The organism is Roseibium album (assembly GCF_965233825.1).
Taxonomy (GTDB): Bacteria; Pseudomonadota; Alphaproteobacteria; order Rhizobiales; family Stappiaceae; genus Roseibium; species Roseibium album.
Window position 1 is genome coordinate 4,100,877 of sequence record NZ_OZ247583.1, and the last position, 16,355, is coordinate 4,117,231.

14 protein-coding genes and 1 pseudogene are annotated in these 16,355 nt (G+C 55.7%); 1 reads left to right on the forward strand and 14 read right to left on the reverse strand.

The features are described 5' to 3' along the window. Nucleotides 1-215: 215 nt before the first annotated feature. The 5 genes from ACO6TI_RS18725 to ACO6TI_RS18745 all read right to left on the reverse strand — a co-directional run bounded on the left by ACO6TI_RS18725 (nt 216) and on the right by ACO6TI_RS18745 (nt 5,696). A complete protein-coding gene (locus tag ACO6TI_RS18725; RefSeq protein ID WP_422383063.1) occupies nt 216-1,079 on the reverse strand; it encodes an amidohydrolase family protein in 864 nt (287 codons plus the stop codon). Further along, a complete protein-coding gene (locus ACO6TI_RS18730; protein WP_422383064.1) occupies nt 1,076-2,602 on the reverse strand; it encodes a sugar ABC transporter ATP-binding protein in 1,527 nt (508 codons plus the stop codon). Before ACO6TI_RS18730 ends, ACO6TI_RS18725 begins: the two co-directional genes overlap by 4 nt. Next, complete coding sequence (locus tag ACO6TI_RS18735) at nt 2,599-3,567, reverse strand: ABC transporter permease (RefSeq protein WP_422383065.1); 969 nt, start codon at nt 3,565-3,567, stop codon at nt 2,599-2,601. The genes ACO6TI_RS18730 and ACO6TI_RS18735 overlap by 4 nt, the downstream gene beginning before the upstream one ends. Continuing rightward, the gene (locus tag ACO6TI_RS18740) at nt 3,564-4,604 is read right to left on the reverse strand and encodes an ABC transporter permease (protein ID WP_082442833.1); all 1,041 of its coding nucleotides are present in this window, start codon (nt 4,602-4,604) and stop codon (nt 3,564-3,566) included. Before ACO6TI_RS18740 ends, ACO6TI_RS18735 begins: the two co-directional genes overlap by 4 nt. A 63-nt stretch (nt 4,605-4,667) precedes the next feature. After that, nucleotides 4,668-5,696, reverse strand: a complete 1,029-nt coding sequence (locus ACO6TI_RS18745; protein WP_196879396.1) for a sugar ABC transporter substrate-binding protein — start codon at nt 5,694-5,696, stop codon at nt 4,668-4,670. Nucleotides 5,697-5,845: 149 nt separating this feature from the next. On the opposite strand from ACO6TI_RS18745, the pseudogene ACO6TI_RS18750 reads away from it, so the two are divergent. Beyond that, nucleotides 5,846-5,929: pseudogene (locus ACO6TI_RS18750) on the forward strand (hypothetical protein); the annotation flags it as partial. A 631-nt stretch (nt 5,930-6,560) separates the two neighbouring features. Here the strand turns inward: ACO6TI_RS18750 and ACO6TI_RS18755 are convergent. The 9 genes from ACO6TI_RS18755 to ACO6TI_RS18795 form a co-directional block, all read right to left on the reverse strand. Further along, nucleotides 6,561-7,253, reverse strand: a complete 693-nt coding sequence (locus ACO6TI_RS18755) for a GntR family transcriptional regulator (RefSeq protein WP_035898330.1) — start codon at nt 7,251-7,253, stop codon at nt 6,561-6,563. Between the two features lie 421 nt (nt 7,254-7,674). Further along, nucleotides 7,675-8,754 (reverse strand): Gfo/Idh/MocA family protein, encoded by a 1,080-nt coding sequence (locus tag ACO6TI_RS18760; protein WP_422383066.1) that lies wholly within the window; start codon nt 8,752-8,754, stop codon nt 7,675-7,677. Continuing rightward, nucleotides 8,751-9,770, reverse strand: a complete 1,020-nt coding sequence (locus ACO6TI_RS18765; RefSeq protein ID WP_422383067.1) for a Gfo/Idh/MocA family protein — start codon at nt 9,768-9,770, stop codon at nt 8,751-8,753. The genes ACO6TI_RS18760 and ACO6TI_RS18765 overlap by 4 nt, the downstream gene beginning before the upstream one ends. A gap of 10 nt (nt 9,771-9,780) precedes the next feature. Continuing rightward, nucleotides 9,781-10,809, reverse strand: a complete 1,029-nt coding sequence (locus ACO6TI_RS18770) for a Gfo/Idh/MocA family protein (protein WP_422383068.1) — start codon at nt 10,807-10,809, stop codon at nt 9,781-9,783. Then, complete coding sequence (locus ACO6TI_RS18775) at nt 10,806-11,897, reverse strand: ABC transporter ATP-binding protein (RefSeq protein WP_422383069.1); 1,092 nt, start codon at nt 11,895-11,897, stop codon at nt 10,806-10,808. The genes ACO6TI_RS18770 and ACO6TI_RS18775 overlap by 4 nt, the downstream gene beginning before the upstream one ends. Nucleotides 11,898-11,912: 15 nt before the next feature. Then, nucleotides 11,913-12,923, reverse strand: coding sequence for an NAD(P)-dependent oxidoreductase (locus tag ACO6TI_RS18780; protein ID WP_422383070.1), 1,011 nt, complete (start codon nt 12,921-12,923; stop codon nt 11,913-11,915). After that, nucleotides 12,920-13,993: a carbohydrate ABC transporter permease gene (locus ACO6TI_RS18785; RefSeq protein WP_422383071.1), complete on the reverse strand. Its 1,074-nt coding sequence runs from the start codon at nt 13,991-13,993 to the stop codon at nt 12,920-12,922. The genes ACO6TI_RS18780 and ACO6TI_RS18785 overlap by 4 nt, the downstream gene beginning before the upstream one ends. Beyond that, nucleotides 13,986-15,002, reverse strand: coding sequence for a carbohydrate ABC transporter permease (locus ACO6TI_RS18790; RefSeq protein ID WP_422383072.1), 1,017 nt, complete (start codon nt 15,000-15,002; stop codon nt 13,986-13,988). Before ACO6TI_RS18790 ends, ACO6TI_RS18785 begins: the two co-directional genes overlap by 8 nt. Before the next feature lie 70 nt (nt 15,003-15,072). Continuing rightward, complete coding sequence (locus tag ACO6TI_RS18795) at nt 15,073-16,353, reverse strand: ABC transporter substrate-binding protein (protein WP_422383073.1); 1,281 nt, start codon at nt 16,351-16,353, stop codon at nt 15,073-15,075. Nucleotides 16,354-16,355 lie beyond the last annotated feature (2 nt).

Below are 16,355 nucleotides of genomic sequence, written 5' to 3' on the forward strand. Positions count from 1 at the left end.
TCCCTTGAGCCGATTGATGAAGGCACAATGGCGCGATGATCCCAAACATCCGTCTCGGACATTGACTTGGCCACGATCTGACTGCATGTGAATAGCTGCATCCAGCTGTCCGGTGTGCGTGATGTAGCGCGACAGGAGCAATGTGCAAAACGCCGGTTGCCGGAGGTTGCAGCGCTCGCAGGGTCTTGCATGACTGCGCATCACGGTTCACGCTTTCAGTTCCTCGCATCAGGTCCCAGCCGATAAGCTTCTATTGCGTTTCTGAACGAAATGTCCGCCTGCTGATCAGCGGGAAGGTTCGTGATCAAGTCCCGTGCCGTGTCCATAATTCTTCGGTATGGCGCAGCAAGAAGGCAGACGGGCCAATCCGAACCGAGCATGCATCGTTGCGGTCCGAATGACTTTATGATGTGGTTTGCATAGGGTCTCAGATCATCGATGGTCCATGCATTCCAGTCTGCCTCGGTCGCCATACCTGACAGTTTGACCCAACAGGTCGGTGATGCTTTTGCAAGGTCTTCGATGTGATCTGCCCAAGGCTGCCAGCCACCCTTCGCGATTTCCGGTTTGGCTATGTGATCCAGCACCCAATGCATGTCCGGCAGGTTCCGTACCGCACTGATGGCTGCCGGTAACTCACGTGGACGCAGTAACAGGTCATAGGCAAGTTCTTGGGCATGAATGGCGGACAGTCCGCGTTGAACGTCCTCCCGCAACAGCCAGTTCTCGTCTTCCTCATCGTGAACCTGATGACGAATGCCAACGAGATAGGTTCCACCCTTTCCCGATTTCAAGGTCGTGATCCGTTCGAAAACATCGGGTGAGCTCAAATCGACCCAAGCCACGACTCCGAGGATCAGGTCTGTATCCGCTGCAACTGCCAGAAATTCCTGGGATTCTTCGAAACTGCTCCGGGTCTGCACCAGAATGGTGCCTGTCACGCCAGCCGGACCGGTTACCGCGAGCAGGTCGTCCGTGTCGAACCGACGACGGATGGCATCAAGTTCTGCCGTCATCCAGGGATAGTCCGTTTTTGCTGTATCCCAGAGATGATGATGCGTGTCGATGAGACGGTTCATTCGGCAGCCTCCTCTGTGGAACCATGAATATGATGCATGATGCGCTCGCTGACGGCGTCGTAATTGCGATCATTCACGATTTCGCCACGCAACTCGAACTCATCCATGACGAGAATTCGGTCGGCGACCGTGACCATTTCCGGCATGTCGCTCGTGATAAGCAATATTGAAGTGCCTGCGTCGGAAAGTTCCCGGATCAATTCGTGGACGTAGGCTTTTGTCTTGATATCAACGCCAACAGTTGGTTCGTCCACGATCAGGATTTTGACGTTTGCAGCCAACCATTTGGCGACACTGACCTTTTGCTGATTGCCACCTGAGAGATTGCCGACTATCTGTCGCAAGGACGGCGTTCGCACTTCAAGCTTCTTGAGTACGGGATCGACAGCACTCTCAACCTTTCCATCCGTCACGAGCCCGATCGCATTCATCAATCGTTTCCAGACGGTGATACCGGCATTTTCCAGGATCGAATGGATCAGGATCAATCCTTCTCCTTTGCGATCTTCACTGACATATCCGATACTGTAGTTGTGAAGAGCGTCAGCTACAGAGCCTATCGAGGCTTTCTCGCCATTGATCAGGATATCGCCGGACGTAACCTTGCCGGCCCCGATCAGCGCTTTGGCAAGTTCTGTCCGTCCTGAGCCGACAAGACCGTAAAGGCCCAGAACTTCCCCCTTGCGAAGCTGGAAACTTACGTTGCGATGTCCATCCTGGGTCGCAACATTCTGGACATTGAGCGCTACATCGTGGCCGGAGTTGTCACGTTGGCTCCATTGCGGAATCTGCTCGCTTCTCCCGATCATGAGGCGAACGATATCTTGTCGGTCCAGTCCCGTCAGGGATCGGCTTTCGCAGGCGTTGTGACCGTCGCGCAAGACTGTTACCCGGTCACAGATTTCCTGGACTTCCTCAAGCTTGTGGCTGACGAATACAAGGCTCGCACCGTCCTGCCGCAACCGGTTCAGGATACCGAACAATGTCTCCGTTTCGTGCTGGGTCAGTGACGCTGTCGGTTCGTCGAGCAAGAGAATACGGGTGTCCAGTGACAATGCCTTTGCAATTTCGACCAACTGCATTCTGGCTACGTTGAGCTTGTCAACCTGTGTCTCGGGCCTGGCATCGATTTCCAGGAGGTCGAGCCACTTCTGGGCTTCAGCATACAAGTTTGGGTAGTCGATTTTCTTGAATGGCGTGGTACTCAGCCGTTCCAGGAATATGTTTTCAGCAATGGAGAACTGCGGGATCAGGTTCCGTTCCTGGTGGACGACACCAACCCCGCTTGAAATTGCGTCGCGAGGTGTATGGGGTGAAAACGGTTTCCCGTCGAGCGACATCAACCCGCCGTCAGGTCTATGCACGCCGGTCATGATCTTGATCAGTGTGGATTTTCCGGCCCCGTTTTCACCAAGAAGCGCATGAATTGATCCTGGCGACAACGATAAGCCCACCTTGTCGAGAGCGAGCACGCCCGGAAAGACTTTCGTGACGTCGGTGGCTTCGAATACAGGGTTGCTCATGACGCACCAGCAGCAGCCTTGCGCTGCTCCCTGACTTCACGGATACGGTTCACACTGACTGCCCAGAGGATCAATCCACCCAGGACGACCTGCACCAGGAACGGGTCGATGTTGAACAGCACCAGAACCTGGGTGATGATTGCCACGATGGCGACACCGCAACAGGTGCCACCGACGCTCACGCGGCCGCCGGTCAGGATCGCGCCACCGATTATCGGTGCGGCAAAGCTCAGGATCAGCCAATCGTCACCGATACTTGGCTGTCCCAGTTGTAGCCGGGCAACCAGCATTATACCTGCCAACGCAGCAAGAAGACCTGATGCCGAGTGAGCAAAGACAACAATCCAGGGCACCGAGATGCCTGACAACTCCGCCGCATGGGTGTTGCCACCCACTGCGAGCACCGAACGCCCGAGTGGCAGTCGGAACAACAGGTACCATAGTGCGATTGCGGACAGCGCGAATGGAACGACAAGCCAGGGGATCGGTCCAACCATTGTTGCATTGCCAAGCCATTTGACGACTTCCGGAACATCATAAAATGGCTGCGCTTCGGTGATGCCGAGATTTATGCCCTTGAAAACAGACAAGGTTGCCAGCGTGATGACAAAGGCCGAAATACCCGTATAGGCACAGAGCAATCCGTTCGTCAGTCCTGCGAACAGGCCTATTCCGAGCGACAAGACTGCGGCGAGCGGCCAGGGCAGTCCCCATATTTCCATCATTCCGGCAAACGAAATCGCGGCAAGCCCACCGATTGCTCCGACCGAAAGATTCATTTGGCCGATCGCGATGATGACCATCTGGGAAAAGGCCACCAGCGCGTTGACCGAGATGGCGAGCAAAAGGATCTGAATGTTGAACGGCGACAGGAACGAGGGCTTCAGTGCACCGACAATTACAATCGCCAACAAGGTGACAATGAAGGGGCCGAACCAGTCCTGCTTCAAAAACTCTCGCTTCATACCAGCTTGTTCCTCGACAGATAAGAGCGACGGGCAAGATCAAGAAGAACTGCCAGGAGCAGCAAAAGACCGAGATAGGTTTGCATCCAAAAGGCGCCCACCTGCATCAGCAGCAGTCCGCTGGTCAGCATTGTCACGAGAAAACCGCCGAGAAGTGTCCCGAGAACTGAAACTCTTCCTCCGGTCAAAAGGGTTCCCCCGAGCACAGGAGCCAGGAATGCAGGCAAAAGCCAGTCCTGGCCAAGTTGACCCGCCATGGAAGGAATTGCCGCGCCGGTTCGCGAAACCAGCATGAAACCGGCAACGCCGGCAAGAACACCCGACAGGCCGTGGCACCAGACGATCATCCTGTCGACATGGATCCCCGACAATTCAGCCGCAGCTGGACTTGCGCCGGCTGCAAGGATTTGCCGGCCGAGCGAACTATAGACGAACAGCACCCAGAGCAAGATGCCGATACCGATCGTAACCAGCAGCATCGGCGGGATGACACCCCAGAGCTTCATCCGGCCAAATGCGGTAAAGGCGGGAGAAATCTCGCGATACGATTCTGCCTGGGTCAGAAAGATCATGACACCGAACATGATGCTCATGGTGGCGAGCGTTATGACAAAGCTGTGCAGGCCGCTTCGAACGATCAGCACACCATTGACTGCACCGAGGAGCCCGCCAATTGCCAGCCCGCCCATCAAGGCAGGAAGCCAGTGCAGGCCAACTGCCTGCATCAACCAGCCGCCTGCCATGGCCGCGCACACGCCAATCGCCCCTACAGCGAGGTTCAGACCGCCGGTGACAATAACGATCATCATCGAGAAGCCGATCATGATATTGACAGCCGATGTCCTGCCCAGAGCGTAAAGGCTGAACTTCGAAAGAAACATCGGGGAAACGGTTGAGAAGATGATCGCAAAGACAACGATGAGGACGATCAGCCCGAATTCATTGCTCAAGAGGAAGCGTTGGATCGGGTCGAAACGGCGTCCCTGTTTGGGTATGGCCGAGGACCCGGTCTTATTTTCGTTTTCGATCTGGGACATTGTCGACTACCGATTGCCGTGCAGGAAAGATGGAGGAGCGGTGTCGCTCCTCCAAGACAGCTGTCAGCCGCAATTCAGGTAGGTGTCTTCGAAACCATCAAAGATCTCTTTGGTGATGTTCTGCATCGAACTGACGTAGTTGTCGACCGCATCAGCACCTGCAAATACGGTTCCGCTGTCGATAAACTTGTCGGTCAACGCGATCGACTTGAACGGAGCATCATCCTTCACAGTGCAGCCGGAACGCAGGCGATCGGCTGCGTAGGAACCCAGATAGCCCTGGCCGTATGGATTCTGAAGCATTGTTCCATGGACATAGCCGTCCTTGATGGCGCCCAGGACAACCTCATCATGGTCGATGCCCACCATCTTGATGCGCTTGTCACCAATCTTTCGCAGCGCGTTTGATGCGACGACCGCAGGAACCCAGGCAGTCGTGATGATACCGTCAACGTCATCTGCATGTGCCGCAAGATAGGCGTTGATCTTTTCTTCTGCAGGCTCGGGTGCGTCGATATCTGCGATCACCTGGACCACTTCGGCTCCTCCTTCGGAGGCAGCTTTTTCGACAGCGTCAATCCTCAGCTGTGTGTTGGGGTCGACCAGAAAACCTGTGAAATGAGCGATTTTCGCGCCCTTGGGAAGAACCTTCAAAAGTTCCTGTGTCCCCAGATAAGCTGAATTGCCGGTATCCGTTCCCATGCAGAAAACGGCTTGGGAGGGATCTTTCAGACATCCCGCCAGTGCCATAACCGGGGCACCTGTCGCAGCAAGCTCATCGGCAATCGCGACTGTACCAACCGGGTCACCTGGAAAGACGAGGAAAGCATTGTAACCCTGGGTCACGAGGCTTTCGAGCATCTGGTTCTGCAGGCTCAATTCCCACTTTTGCGGAACCTTGTAGTCTGCAGCTCCCAGTCCAAAATCCTTGGCAGCGTCTTTTCCTGCCAGCTCCCAGGCAGCAAAGTACGGATGCGGGCCGCCAGGAACCAACGCGACCCGTGTGCTGGAATCTGCCATTGCCGCGGTCGTTCCTAACACCAGTCCCGCAACGGCGGCGCACATGGTTGATAGCTTCTTGATGTTGGTCATTATCCTAAACTTCCTCCCGGTTTCGAGTTTTCAAGCTTTCAATACGCCTTTTTCTTACTTGTATGGTAATATACAATTATGTGGTCGGCAAGCGGAGTTGTAAGGAAACATCAACGCGTGGAAACGCACGCTGAGCGGTTCGTCTTTCTCTCCGTCGCCACCTGAATGAAAGTCAGTGCAGCTGCCTGTCAGCTGGAAAGCGGCGGTATCCATGCCGTCGAGGGGAAACTTGATCGCAACGGATTTGGACGCTCGGCCGGCAAGCCAAGTGAAAGGTTCCAGCCGCCTCTGTCTGATCCCGGTTCAATGGTCGGTGCGATCCGTTGCTGAGTTCATATGTTCGGCAACCAAGGACGGGTTGATGCGCAAATCAGCGATGCGCGATACAAGGCGATCAGGATATTCCTTGAAACATAGTTTGCCGACCTCAGAGGAGCCATGGCGTTGCCTTTTGAAAGCGCGTTGCAGTAGAGCCGGCAACTCATTCCCAGTATGATTCAAGCAGGCGAGGGGGCATCATCGATGTGTCGTCTTGCGCGACGCGCGGGTGGCGTGCAGGCCGGTATGGCTTTCAGTCTTTCCCGGGCGGCGATGATCGGATTGACTGTTAGCATTGTGCTTGAATTGGGTACGGGAGGTAAGACGACCGATGCGAGGACCTGGCCTTTGCCCGCTCAGACGTGACGCGCAGAGCCTTCAATTGGCCGGGCGACCTGGGCGATCAATCGGTGTCAATATCGCCAAAACGCCAGTGTGATCCAGCCGAAGTGCCGAGCGCGATCACTTGTCCCACGTCCGGTTTTGTGAGGGCCTCAAACGATAAGTTATTGATAAAAAGAAGAGAAATACGTGATCAAGCCATTGTCACAGCTCGAAATATTCCGGGTGTTCTTTCGCTGCATCTGCAATAAGGTGATTGGCACGGCGCAAATGTAGTGTCATGGCCGCCAGTGCCTCGGCTTCGTTGCGATTGCAAATTGCTTCTGCAATTCTTCGATGTTGCTCCAGGATCGTTGATGTTTCGCGCTGTGACCTGATCGCGTATCTGAATCTGTCCATGTGCATCTTGACACGTTGCACTTCAGGCCAGATTTCCGCGACCCCGCAATGAACAGCAATGGCCTCGTGAAAGGCTTCATCGGATTCGAAAAACGAGTTTTCGTCAGCAAGCTCCGAGTGGACTGTTTGCAGCTTTAGCTCGCGGTCAAGCGCCATGCAAAGTTCGCTATTGTCCTCAAGCTCGATGGCCCTGCGTACCAGCGCCAGTTCGAACGCTTCCCGCATGAATTGCGACTTGCGAAACTCCGCATCCCGCATCGGCGCCACGATTGTTCCACGCTGTGGCACGATGTCGAGAAACCCCAGGCTTTCCAGGCGAAGAAATGCTTCACGGACGGGCGTTCTGCTAACACCAAGTTCCTTCGACAGCTGTACTTCGGATAATTTTTCGCGTGGCTTGATCTCAAGCCGGAGGATCATCGCGAGGATTGCATCATAGACACGATCCGTCATGGACTGCCCGACGATCCGCTGTTTTAGGTTCTCAGAAGTGTTCATTTGGTCCGCTTTGCATCAGCGTCGCCATTGACGGCTTAGTCTGTCGTTGAATTTAATATACTAATATACAGGCTTGCTGCTGCAAAGGAAACAGAGTGACATCAGGGCGTGCAAAAATGATCGATTTACCTGGTCCGAAAGGCGCGCGCTCACCTTTGGACGATTTGCATATCTCCTGAAAGGAGGCCGGGTTCCTTGCCTGGCAGATCGAGACACGTTTTGCTGCTGTCTTGCCAGTTCCGGGTACCGAGACGACTTTTCGCTGAAGTGGACCCTCGCATCCCGTATGACACGCAAGATCCGGCCGGCCAATGGAAAAAAACACGCCGCCACGACGCGCTTCACGCTTGATCGGGCATTGGCGAACCGGCTCCTCCAGATCAGAATTCAATTGGACCGGAAGCGAACAAAACCTTATCGGTCAGGACGAAACGGTGGCATGAGACAGATCACCCCATCCTCGACAAATGGGCAAACTACGGTCGAGTGGCAGAACCACACGTTCACCGGTGCGATCGGCAAGGTATATGGCCGCTGCCAGTTCAACCGCAGCCAGCCCATCAGACAAATTCACCACGGGGCTGGGCCTGCCGTCCAGATGATCGGCTATCGCCTCGAAATAACCGGCAAAACCCTCCCGGCACTGGCTTGTCGCCCGCACAACGTTGTCGATTTCATTCTGTCGATCGGCATCACGCGCGGTAAATGTCCAGTTGGCCTCACCGGGTGCATATGGCTCCTGCTTGCTTTCCGCAGTCGCATGCTGAAACACCATTTTGAGCCGTGAGGTATCATCAGCGGCACCAAGCGTGACCGAGGAGGTAACGAGCGCGCCGGTTTCCATGCGCATTGCAATTGCCGCGCAGTCTTCTGTTTCAATTGCGTTGATGGATGTGTTGAGAAGTGCGGAAACATTGGCAGCGCGACCGAACTGGGTCGAGATCAAATCGTGGATATGGATGGCATGACTTAACACTGCCCCACCCAATTCATGAGCCAATGTGCCACGCCAGGGTGTAGCGTAGTAATCGGCTTTTCGGTTCCAGTGAGTTTCCAGAGAGGCGACACGCGGTGCGCCAAGCAGGCCGGCATCCTTCAATGCCTGGAGCTGACGAAACGCGCGACCGTAACGGTATTGAAACACCGGAAAGATCTTCCCTTCCGCCTTGCGTTCCGCTTCACATAGGCGATCGGCATCCGCAACTGATCCGGCAAGAGGTTTTTCAACGACGACATGCTTTCCTGCTGCCAGGGCGTCCATTGCGATCGGGACATGCAGGCGAGGAGGCAAGCAGATGTCCACGATATCGATTTCCGGGTCACGGAGCACTTCAGAGATGGATGTCGAGAACTTCGCACCGGTTCGGTTGGCCTGTGCTTCGGCCAGTTCCTTGTTTAGATCGCAAACAGTCCGAACCTGGAAGCGGTCCGTAAGTTGAAGCAAGCCACTGATGTGCTGAACACCGATCCCGGCGCCGAGTACGGCGACCTGAAAGGTCATTTCAGGGTTCCCAGGCGAGTGGCCTTTGCCTGCGCCTTCAAGGCCAGCTCCATCACCTTGAAGCAATGCGCCTGCGACATTGCGGTTTCCGAGCGGGTGTTCACATCGTTGATGAGATTGGCGAAATACGGGAGGTCTTCTCCGGACGCATCGATGTATTCGCAGCGGTCCTTGTTGACGAGGAAAACATGATCCGTGCCGCTCCGCCCAGCGATATCAACATATTTGCGCAATTCGATCTGACCTTCCGTGCCTGAAATGACCAGGCGGCCATCCCCCCATGTCGGCAGCGCATCAGGTGTATACCAGTCGACACGGATGTAGCCCTGCCGGTTGCCGGACCGAAGCAGGATCTCGCCGAAATCCTGCAAACCCGGGTCATCGGGATTGGCGAAGTTACCCACTGAAGACGTGATGATTTCAGCGTCCTGTGAGCCTGTGAAAAACAGAAACTGGTCAATCTGGTGAGATGCTATGTCGGTCAGAATCCCGCCATACATCCGATCGTCGAAGAACCAGTCCGGCCGTGTTGGCCGGTTGAGCCGATGAGGACCGAGACCGACCGTCTGTATGACTTCCCCAATTGCACCGTCCCTGACGAGTTCGGCAGCTTTGCTGACAGCACGCACCTCGAAGCGTTCTGAAAAATCGATCGACCATATCCGGCCAGTTTCCGCGACACAGGCCTTGATGTCTTCGAGTTGCTCCAGGGTTGTGCAACCCGGCTTGTCCAGCATGACATCCTTGCCCGATCGCATCGCTTCCATGGCGCGGTCCGCCCGGCGCGCTGGAACATCGGCGATCAGGATCATGTCTATCTCGGGATCGTCCAGAAGCAGGCGGAGATCCCCGACCCTTGGCACGTCAGGAAATCGTTTCAAAAAGCCTTCGACTGGCTGAGGCTCTCCTTCGGTCCACCAGCCCTTGCAGGTGCATCCCAGTTCCATCATGCCCGAGAGCTGGCCGAAGATATGGCGGTGGTCGATGCCCACCACCCCGAGTGTCAGGGGGGTCATAGTTTTGTCCTCAAGAATGATTGAGCGAGACGTAGGCGCGTTCGGCCGAAGATTTTTCCAAAGCCGCGATAAGGGCATGAACCTGCAATGCGTCGCGTCCGGTCACACGCGGTTTTTGCCCGGACTGTGCGGATTTGACGAAGTCGGCGATCAGATCACGGTGCCATTCATGGGGAAACGCCATCGGGTCCGCACCGCCACCGGTCGTCGTTGTCTCACCGAATACGGAACGTTCGCCCGACCGCCAGTCTATGGTCAGGGTTCCTGACTTCAGGAGCACGCTTCCCTTGTCGCAATCGAGGCGGATGGATTCTGCTTCCCCGGGGAAGGCAGCTGTTGTTGCAAACAGGGACCCGACCGCACCAGATTCAAATTGCAGTCCTCCCGCCACAAAATCCTCTGCTTCCATCTCATGGAAAGGTGTCGTTGCCGCGAGGGCCTGGACCGCCACTACCGGACCGGTCAGTGACAGCATCAAGTCGAGCGTATGGATCGCCTGAGAGATAAGCACGCCGCCGCCGTCGCGCGCATAAGTGCCACGTCCGGGCTCGTCATAGTATTTCTGATCGCGCCACCACGGCACGTCGACACGCACGGCACGGATTTCACCCAACGCTCCTGAGGCAAGCAACCCCGCCAGCTTTTCGCTCGCCTGGCGAAATCGGTGCTGCAAAACAACACCCAGGTTGACGCCGTTGCTCTCGCAGATCCCGACAATTCGCCGAGCTGCCTCTTCGCTTCGCTCCAGGGGTTTCTCACACAGAACATGTTTGCCGTTGGTCGCGAACAGACGAACCAGGTCCTCGCGCGCATTGGGAGGCGTCAGGATGAGAGCGGCATCAACAGACGGATCGGCAGCCAGTCTCTCGGCACTCTCGGCAACGGCGAACCCGTGTTCACTGGCGAATGTCGCCCGCGTTCCTTCACTGCGGGCGTAAATTCCCTTTACGTCAATGACATCTGCCAGCTCCTTGAGAGCACCTGCATGCGGTTTCGCCCCCATGCCGCAACCGATGACCGCCAGGCCGAACTTTTTCACGTCTGCACCCCGTTGGTGATGACCTTGCCGTTGGCATCGAACAGGTGCATCTGTGCCCTGTCAAAGCGCAGGTGAAGGGTTTCGCCGTTTTCGATCGGCAACTGCCCTGGTTGATGAATGGTGAGCTGCTCGATCCCGTCGACTTTGCAATAGAGGTAGGTCTCCCCACCAAGTTGCTCGGACAAAAAGACCTCGGCGATTGCATCACTGGAATTGGGGGCATCGGTGAGCAGTATATGTTCCGGCCGGATACCGTAGGTCACCGTATCTCCAGGCTTGATACCCTGAATTGGCGGCAGCGACACACGCGTGCCTTTTGCCACCAGCGCAAAGCCTTCACCATCCTCCTCTGCGGTTGCCTGGACAAGGTTCATGCGCGGCGAACCGATAAAGCCGGCGACAAAGGCGTTTTGCGGATTGTTGTACAAATCGAGTGGCTTGCCGACCTGTTCCACGACACCGCCTTGCAAGACGACAATCTTGTCTGCAAGCGTCATTGCCTCGGTCTGATCGTGGGTGACATAGATCATCGTGCCGCCGATCTCGGCATGCAGCGCGGCCAGTTCCTTGCGCATTGTTACGCGCAGTTCGGCATCGAGGTTCGACAATGGTTCATCAAACAGAAATGCCTTCGGGTCGCGTACGATTGCCCGTCCGATCGCGACCCTCTGACGCTGTCCGCCGGAAAGTGCCTTGGGGCGGCGGTCAAGATAGTCTGTTATCTGCAGCATTTCTGCGGCTTTGCGGACCTTGGTATCAATTTCGGCCTTTGGCATCTTCGAGTTTTCCAACCCGAAAGCCATGTTCTTGTAGACCGTCATGTGCGGATAAAGTGCATAGGACTGGAACACCATTGCCAGACCGCGGTCCGAAGCTGGAATGGTGTTGACCACCGACCGATCAATCTCGACGGTCCCGCTGGTGATGTCTTCCAGTCCGGCGATGATACGCAAGAGCGTGGACTTGCCACATCCGGAAGGGCCTACAAAGACGACGAATTCGCCAGAGTTCACGGAAAGATCGATTCCGTGGATCACCTCGACAGTGCCATAGGACTTGCGCACAGCTTTCAAATCAATCTGAGTCATTCGCGATCCTTCTTGCTACCGGCTGCGCATCTTGCCGGCCAGGCTGGGTTCGGCGCGTTGCATTCTAAGTGGGGGGAGACCCTTCAGAATCTGACCCACGTCGTCCAGCATGGCTTCACGAATGCGCGCATAGGACGGTCGGATCCCGCCTGCCAGATGCGCGGAATACAGCACTTTCGGTGTCATTCGAACGGGGTCGTCCGGTGCGACGGGCTCTTGTGGAAAGACATCGACGGCAGCGCGGAATCGTCCTTCGCCCGCCAGTTCGACAAAATCCGGGAACGAGACAATTTCGGCTCGACTGGCCAAAATGACGGAAGAATCCGGGCGGATCTTTTCAAGTTTGCTCCGGTTCAAAAAACCCTCGTTTTCCGATGTCACACCCGCGAGCAGGAAAATGAACTTGGGTCGGGTCAGCAGATGTTCCAGCGAGACGGGTTCCAAACCTTCGTTGCGCAGGTAGCTGTCCGAAAGCCAGGGATCGTGCACCATGATCTGACAGCCGAATGGTTGCAGCAGCGGTGCAAGTGACCGGCCGAGATTTCCGTAGCCGAGAAGCGCCACGTCAGCGCCATAAAGCGAATAAGCAGTCTCGTTTCCGGCAATTCCATAGGCTTCGCTGCCATCACGGAAGAAACCATCGGACGTATGAAGACCCCGTGCCAGCACGATCGCCTGACCAACGCAATATTCGGCCACAGCCGGGGCCATGCAGGGAGCTGCCGAGAGGACATGAATGCCGCGCGCGTGGGCTTCGGCATAGTCGATGTTGGGTTCCCAGTTAGCCTTGACGTTAAGAATGCCACGCAGTCTGGGAGCTCGGTCGAGCCGCTCCTTGGGCATGGCGGTCTGACCGATGATGATTTCGACTTCTGAGAGGATGTCGTCAACAAGGTGGTCAGGCGCCCGGCTGCCGAAATGGGCGACCACGCGGCCCATTTGGTTCAGCGTGTCTTCTGTCGCCTGATCGTAAACCATCATTTCATTACGTGGATGCGGGTCGAGGAAAATAAGAGGTTTCGTCATTTCATTCCTGAGCTTGCAATACCCGTGGTGATAAACCGTTGAAGAAATCCGAACACAACCACGACCGGGATCAGTGTCACGACAGTCATGGCCAGAATATAGTGCCATTGCACGTCGAGCTCGCCCTGGAAGGCGTTCAGCCCGAGTTGCAACGTGTAGACTTCGGATCGGTTCAAGACGATCAGCGGCCACAGAAAGTCGTTCCAACGCCACATGATGGAAAATATTGCCAGCACCGCGATCGCGGGCAGGGCAAGGGGCAGTACGACGCGCCAGTAGATCTGCCATTCACTCGCACGGTCCATGCGGGCAGCCTCGATAAGATCACGTGGCAGCGTCAGCATGTACTGGCGCAACAAAAAGACCCCGGTCGGAGTGGCAGCTCCGGGCAAGATTACGGCCCACAGTGAATTGACCATGTCGAGTGACGTCACCACCAGGTAAACCGGAACCAGGATCACGGTGATCGGGATCATCAGCGTTCCGATCACGAAGATCATGATCGCGTTTCGCCCCTTGAATTCGTAGATCGACAAGCCGTAGGCGGCCATGGAATTGATCAGCAGCGTTATCGCGGTTGCAACCACTGTTACGATGATGGAATTCCACAGATAGCCGCCGAAATTGAATTTGCGCAGAGGCTCGGTGTAGTTCTCGCTGGCAATGCGAAATTCGCGAACAGGTGTGCGATTGGAAATCGGAACTTTGTAAGTCTGGTCTGGATTGGCGGGATCAACCATCTGGCTGACAATTCCGATGCGCCTGACTTGCGCCAGTTCCATTTCCGTACCGTCTTCCAGCGTTGCGCGGAAGATCGGCAGCGGTTTGTCATATCCCTCGACCTCGGTGCTGATCTGACCCAATGGCAAAAGTGTCGGCGGAAACTCCAGCAGACCTGCGGGCGTCTTGAAGCTGGACAGAACCAGCCAGACGACAGGTCCGAACATCAGGAGAATGCCAAAGGCCAGGTAGAGGTAGGTGAATATGTCCGTCCAGTGCAGCTTACCCCTGCCGCGCCTCGCGGTGAGCAACGTTCCGATCGTCCGACGATTAGCGGTTGCGTCAGCCATTGTTGCGCCTCCTTGTGGCAGCGAGTTGCAGCATTGTAAGGACGAACAAGACCACGCCCAGAACGACTGACGACGCGGACGCAAGGCCAAAATTCTGAACCTGATTTGTAAAGCCGGTGTTGTAGATGTACTGGACGATGAATTGTGTGGCAGTGCCGGGCCCGCCGCCCGTAAGTACGTAAACCTCGTCGAAGATCTGCACACCCTTGATCAGCGCCAACACAATAACGACAAGCATGTTTGGCCACAAAAGCGGCAGCGTGATCCGCCAGAAGACCCTTTCCTTCGACGTACCGTCCATTTCCGCTGCTTCGTAAAGGTCTGGCGGAATGGCCTGAAGCCCGGCAAGAAGAATGAGGGTGTAGAAACCCATATGTGCCCAGATCGAGACGAACACTGCCCAGAACATCGCCCATTCGGGCGAAACGAAGAACAGTATTTTGTCGAGACCGAGCGACACCAGAAATGCGTTCAGGATACCGTCACGTAGAAGAATCCACTTCCAGATCAACGCAACGACAACCGGCGACAGAAGCACGGGAAAGAAGAAAACAGCACGGAAAAAGCCGCGCGCCCTGATCTTGCGATTAAGGATTATAGCTGTGATCAGGGAGAATATGACAAGGAATGTTACCTGAAACAGGACGAAAATCGCGGTGTTGAAGATGCCCTTCCAGAAGCGGTCCTCCTGGCAGGTTGCGGACACCATGTAGTTTTCGCATTTGAACAGAAACGAGTATTGCTCGCCTCCGACATACACGCGGTCCTGCAGGAACAGATTGGTTCCGCCGGTGAGCGAGAAACCGAAGTTGATGAATAGCGGGATGATCACGAACATCCCGAAAAAGGCGAGATTTGGAAGAAGAAATACGTATGGCATCGACCCGATGCCGCCCATCTTCTGTATCCCGCGAAGCGGGATGTCGAGAAGTCTGAAAAACATCTGCAACGGCCAGGCAGCAATGGCCTGAAGCTGTTCTGACGCCGTTTTACTGAGTTTGGGAGACATGGTTCAACCTGGCGGGAAAATGCCAAAAAAGGAATGTATCCCGGCCAGAAGGCCGGGATACGGACAACACTCAGTTGCCGCGTTCTTTTTCGGCAAGCTGCTTTTCAACATCCTGCGTCATGCGGTCAAATGCCTGGTCCAGCGTCAACTCACCGACGATTGCCTCGCCGAGGCGTGAAATCAGGGCGTTGAACATCACGCGGTTGTTCGCGTATCCCTGAAGGTCGAAAGCGGTCGGCGAAATGCCCGGTACGGCATTTGCGAATGTTTCGAGTGCATGTTTGGCACGCGGGTCGTCGGTGGCAAAGTCAACACCACCTGTCGCCAGCCCGAGATGACCCGGAATAAACAGGTTCTTGCCGTAAAACTCCGCCAGGTTTTCTTCCTGCGCAAGGAAGTCCATCAGCTTGGCAACCTCTTCCGGATGATCGCTGTCCTTCATCGCAACCAGGGCCGCACCACCGGGCATGCCTGTACAGGCAGCGGTTCCGCAGGGCGCAGGGACTGCCCACCAGTCAAACGCGTCACCGATTTTGTCGGCAAATTGCGGGATTTGCCACGAACCGGACATGTACATCACGACCTGTGCGTTGGCGAAATCCTCGTTGGCGCCAAGATAGGTAGACCCGGACACGGACCCCCACAGTTCCTTCGCCATTGTGCCGTCCTGATGCCAGTCGTACAGCTTGGTTGCCATTGACTTGAGACCGTCATCGACAAGTGCAGGGTTGCCGTCATCGTCGAACATTTTCGCGCCCATCGCGATCGCCGGTCCCGATACCCGGTGTCCCGACCTGTCCCATGCCATCGGAATGGGGATGTCCAGCTTGGCGGCGACTTCATTGACGGCTTTGGCCCAGTCGTCCCAGGTTGCACCTTCTCCTGGCATTGCGACACCGGCTTGCTCAAAAAGTGTCTTGTTTACATAAGGGCCCGTAACGGTCAGCTGTGTCATGAAGCCGGAGATCTGGTCTCCGTCCGGATCGAGCCATTTAAGGAACGGACCGAAATTTTCGCGCCAGTAATCGGCGTTTTCCAGGTACGGCGTCATGTCCAGATAATACTTGGACAGACCACCAAGGTCGGTCACACGGGCGATGTCGGGCCCATCGCCAGCAGCAAGCTGCACAGGCAGACTTTCAAGAATGGCCTTGTAGGGAACAACGTCGAGCGTGACGGATATGTCAGGATTTTGCTTCTCGAATTTGTCGAGCAGAGCCTGCATGGCTTCACTCTCATTGCCGTCGTTGTACCAGGTCATGCGCAAATCGGCTTCCGCCATTGCGTTGCCTGTCAAAAGCACCAGCGACAGGACGCTGGTGCCAAGCAGTGTTTTCATTCGATTGGTCATGG

Coding starts and splice junctions, on each gene's coding strand:
- ACO6TI_RS18775 (WP_422383069.1), bottom strand. CDS start 11,897: ATGACTCAGATTGATTTGAAAGCTGTGCGCAAGTCCTATGGCACTGTC.
- ACO6TI_RS18780 (WP_422383070.1), bottom strand. CDS start 12,923: ATGACGAAACCTCTTATTTTCCTCGACCCGCATCCACGTAATGAAATG.
- ACO6TI_RS18755 (WP_035898330.1), bottom strand. CDS start 7,253: ATGAACACTTCTGAGAACCTAAAACAGCGGATCGTCGGGCAGTCCATG.
- ACO6TI_RS18795 (WP_422383073.1), bottom strand. CDS start 16,353: ATGACCAATCGAATGAAAACACTGCTTGGCACCAGCGTCCTGTCGCTG.
- ACO6TI_RS18745 (WP_196879396.1), bottom strand. CDS start 5,696: ATGACCAACATCAAGAAGCTATCAACCATGTGCGCCGCCGTTGCGGGA.
- ACO6TI_RS18725 (WP_422383063.1), bottom strand. CDS start 1,079: ATGAACCGTCTCATCGACACGCATCATCATCTCTGGGATACAGCAAAA.
- ACO6TI_RS18765 (WP_422383067.1), bottom strand. CDS start 9,770: ATGACCCCCCTGACACTCGGGGTGGTGGGCATCGACCACCGCCATATC.
- ACO6TI_RS18760 (WP_422383066.1), bottom strand. CDS start 8,754: ATGACCTTTCAGGTCGCCGTACTCGGCGCCGGGATCGGTGTTCAGCAC.
- ACO6TI_RS18740 (WP_082442833.1), bottom strand. CDS start 4,604: ATGTCCCAGATCGAAAACGAAAATAAGACCGGGTCCTCGGCCATACCC.
- ACO6TI_RS18790 (WP_422383072.1), bottom strand. CDS start 15,002: ATGTCTCCCAAACTCAGTAAAACGGCGTCAGAACAGCTTCAGGCCATT.
- ACO6TI_RS18785 (WP_422383071.1), bottom strand. CDS start 13,993: ATGGCTGACGCAACCGCTAATCGTCGGACGATCGGAACGTTGCTCACC.
- ACO6TI_RS18735 (WP_422383065.1), bottom strand. CDS start 3,567: ATGAAGCGAGAGTTTTTGAAGCAGGACTGGTTCGGCCCCTTCATTGTC.
- ACO6TI_RS18730 (WP_422383064.1), bottom strand. CDS start 2,602: ATGAGCAACCCTGTATTCGAAGCCACCGACGTCACGAAAGTCTTTCCG.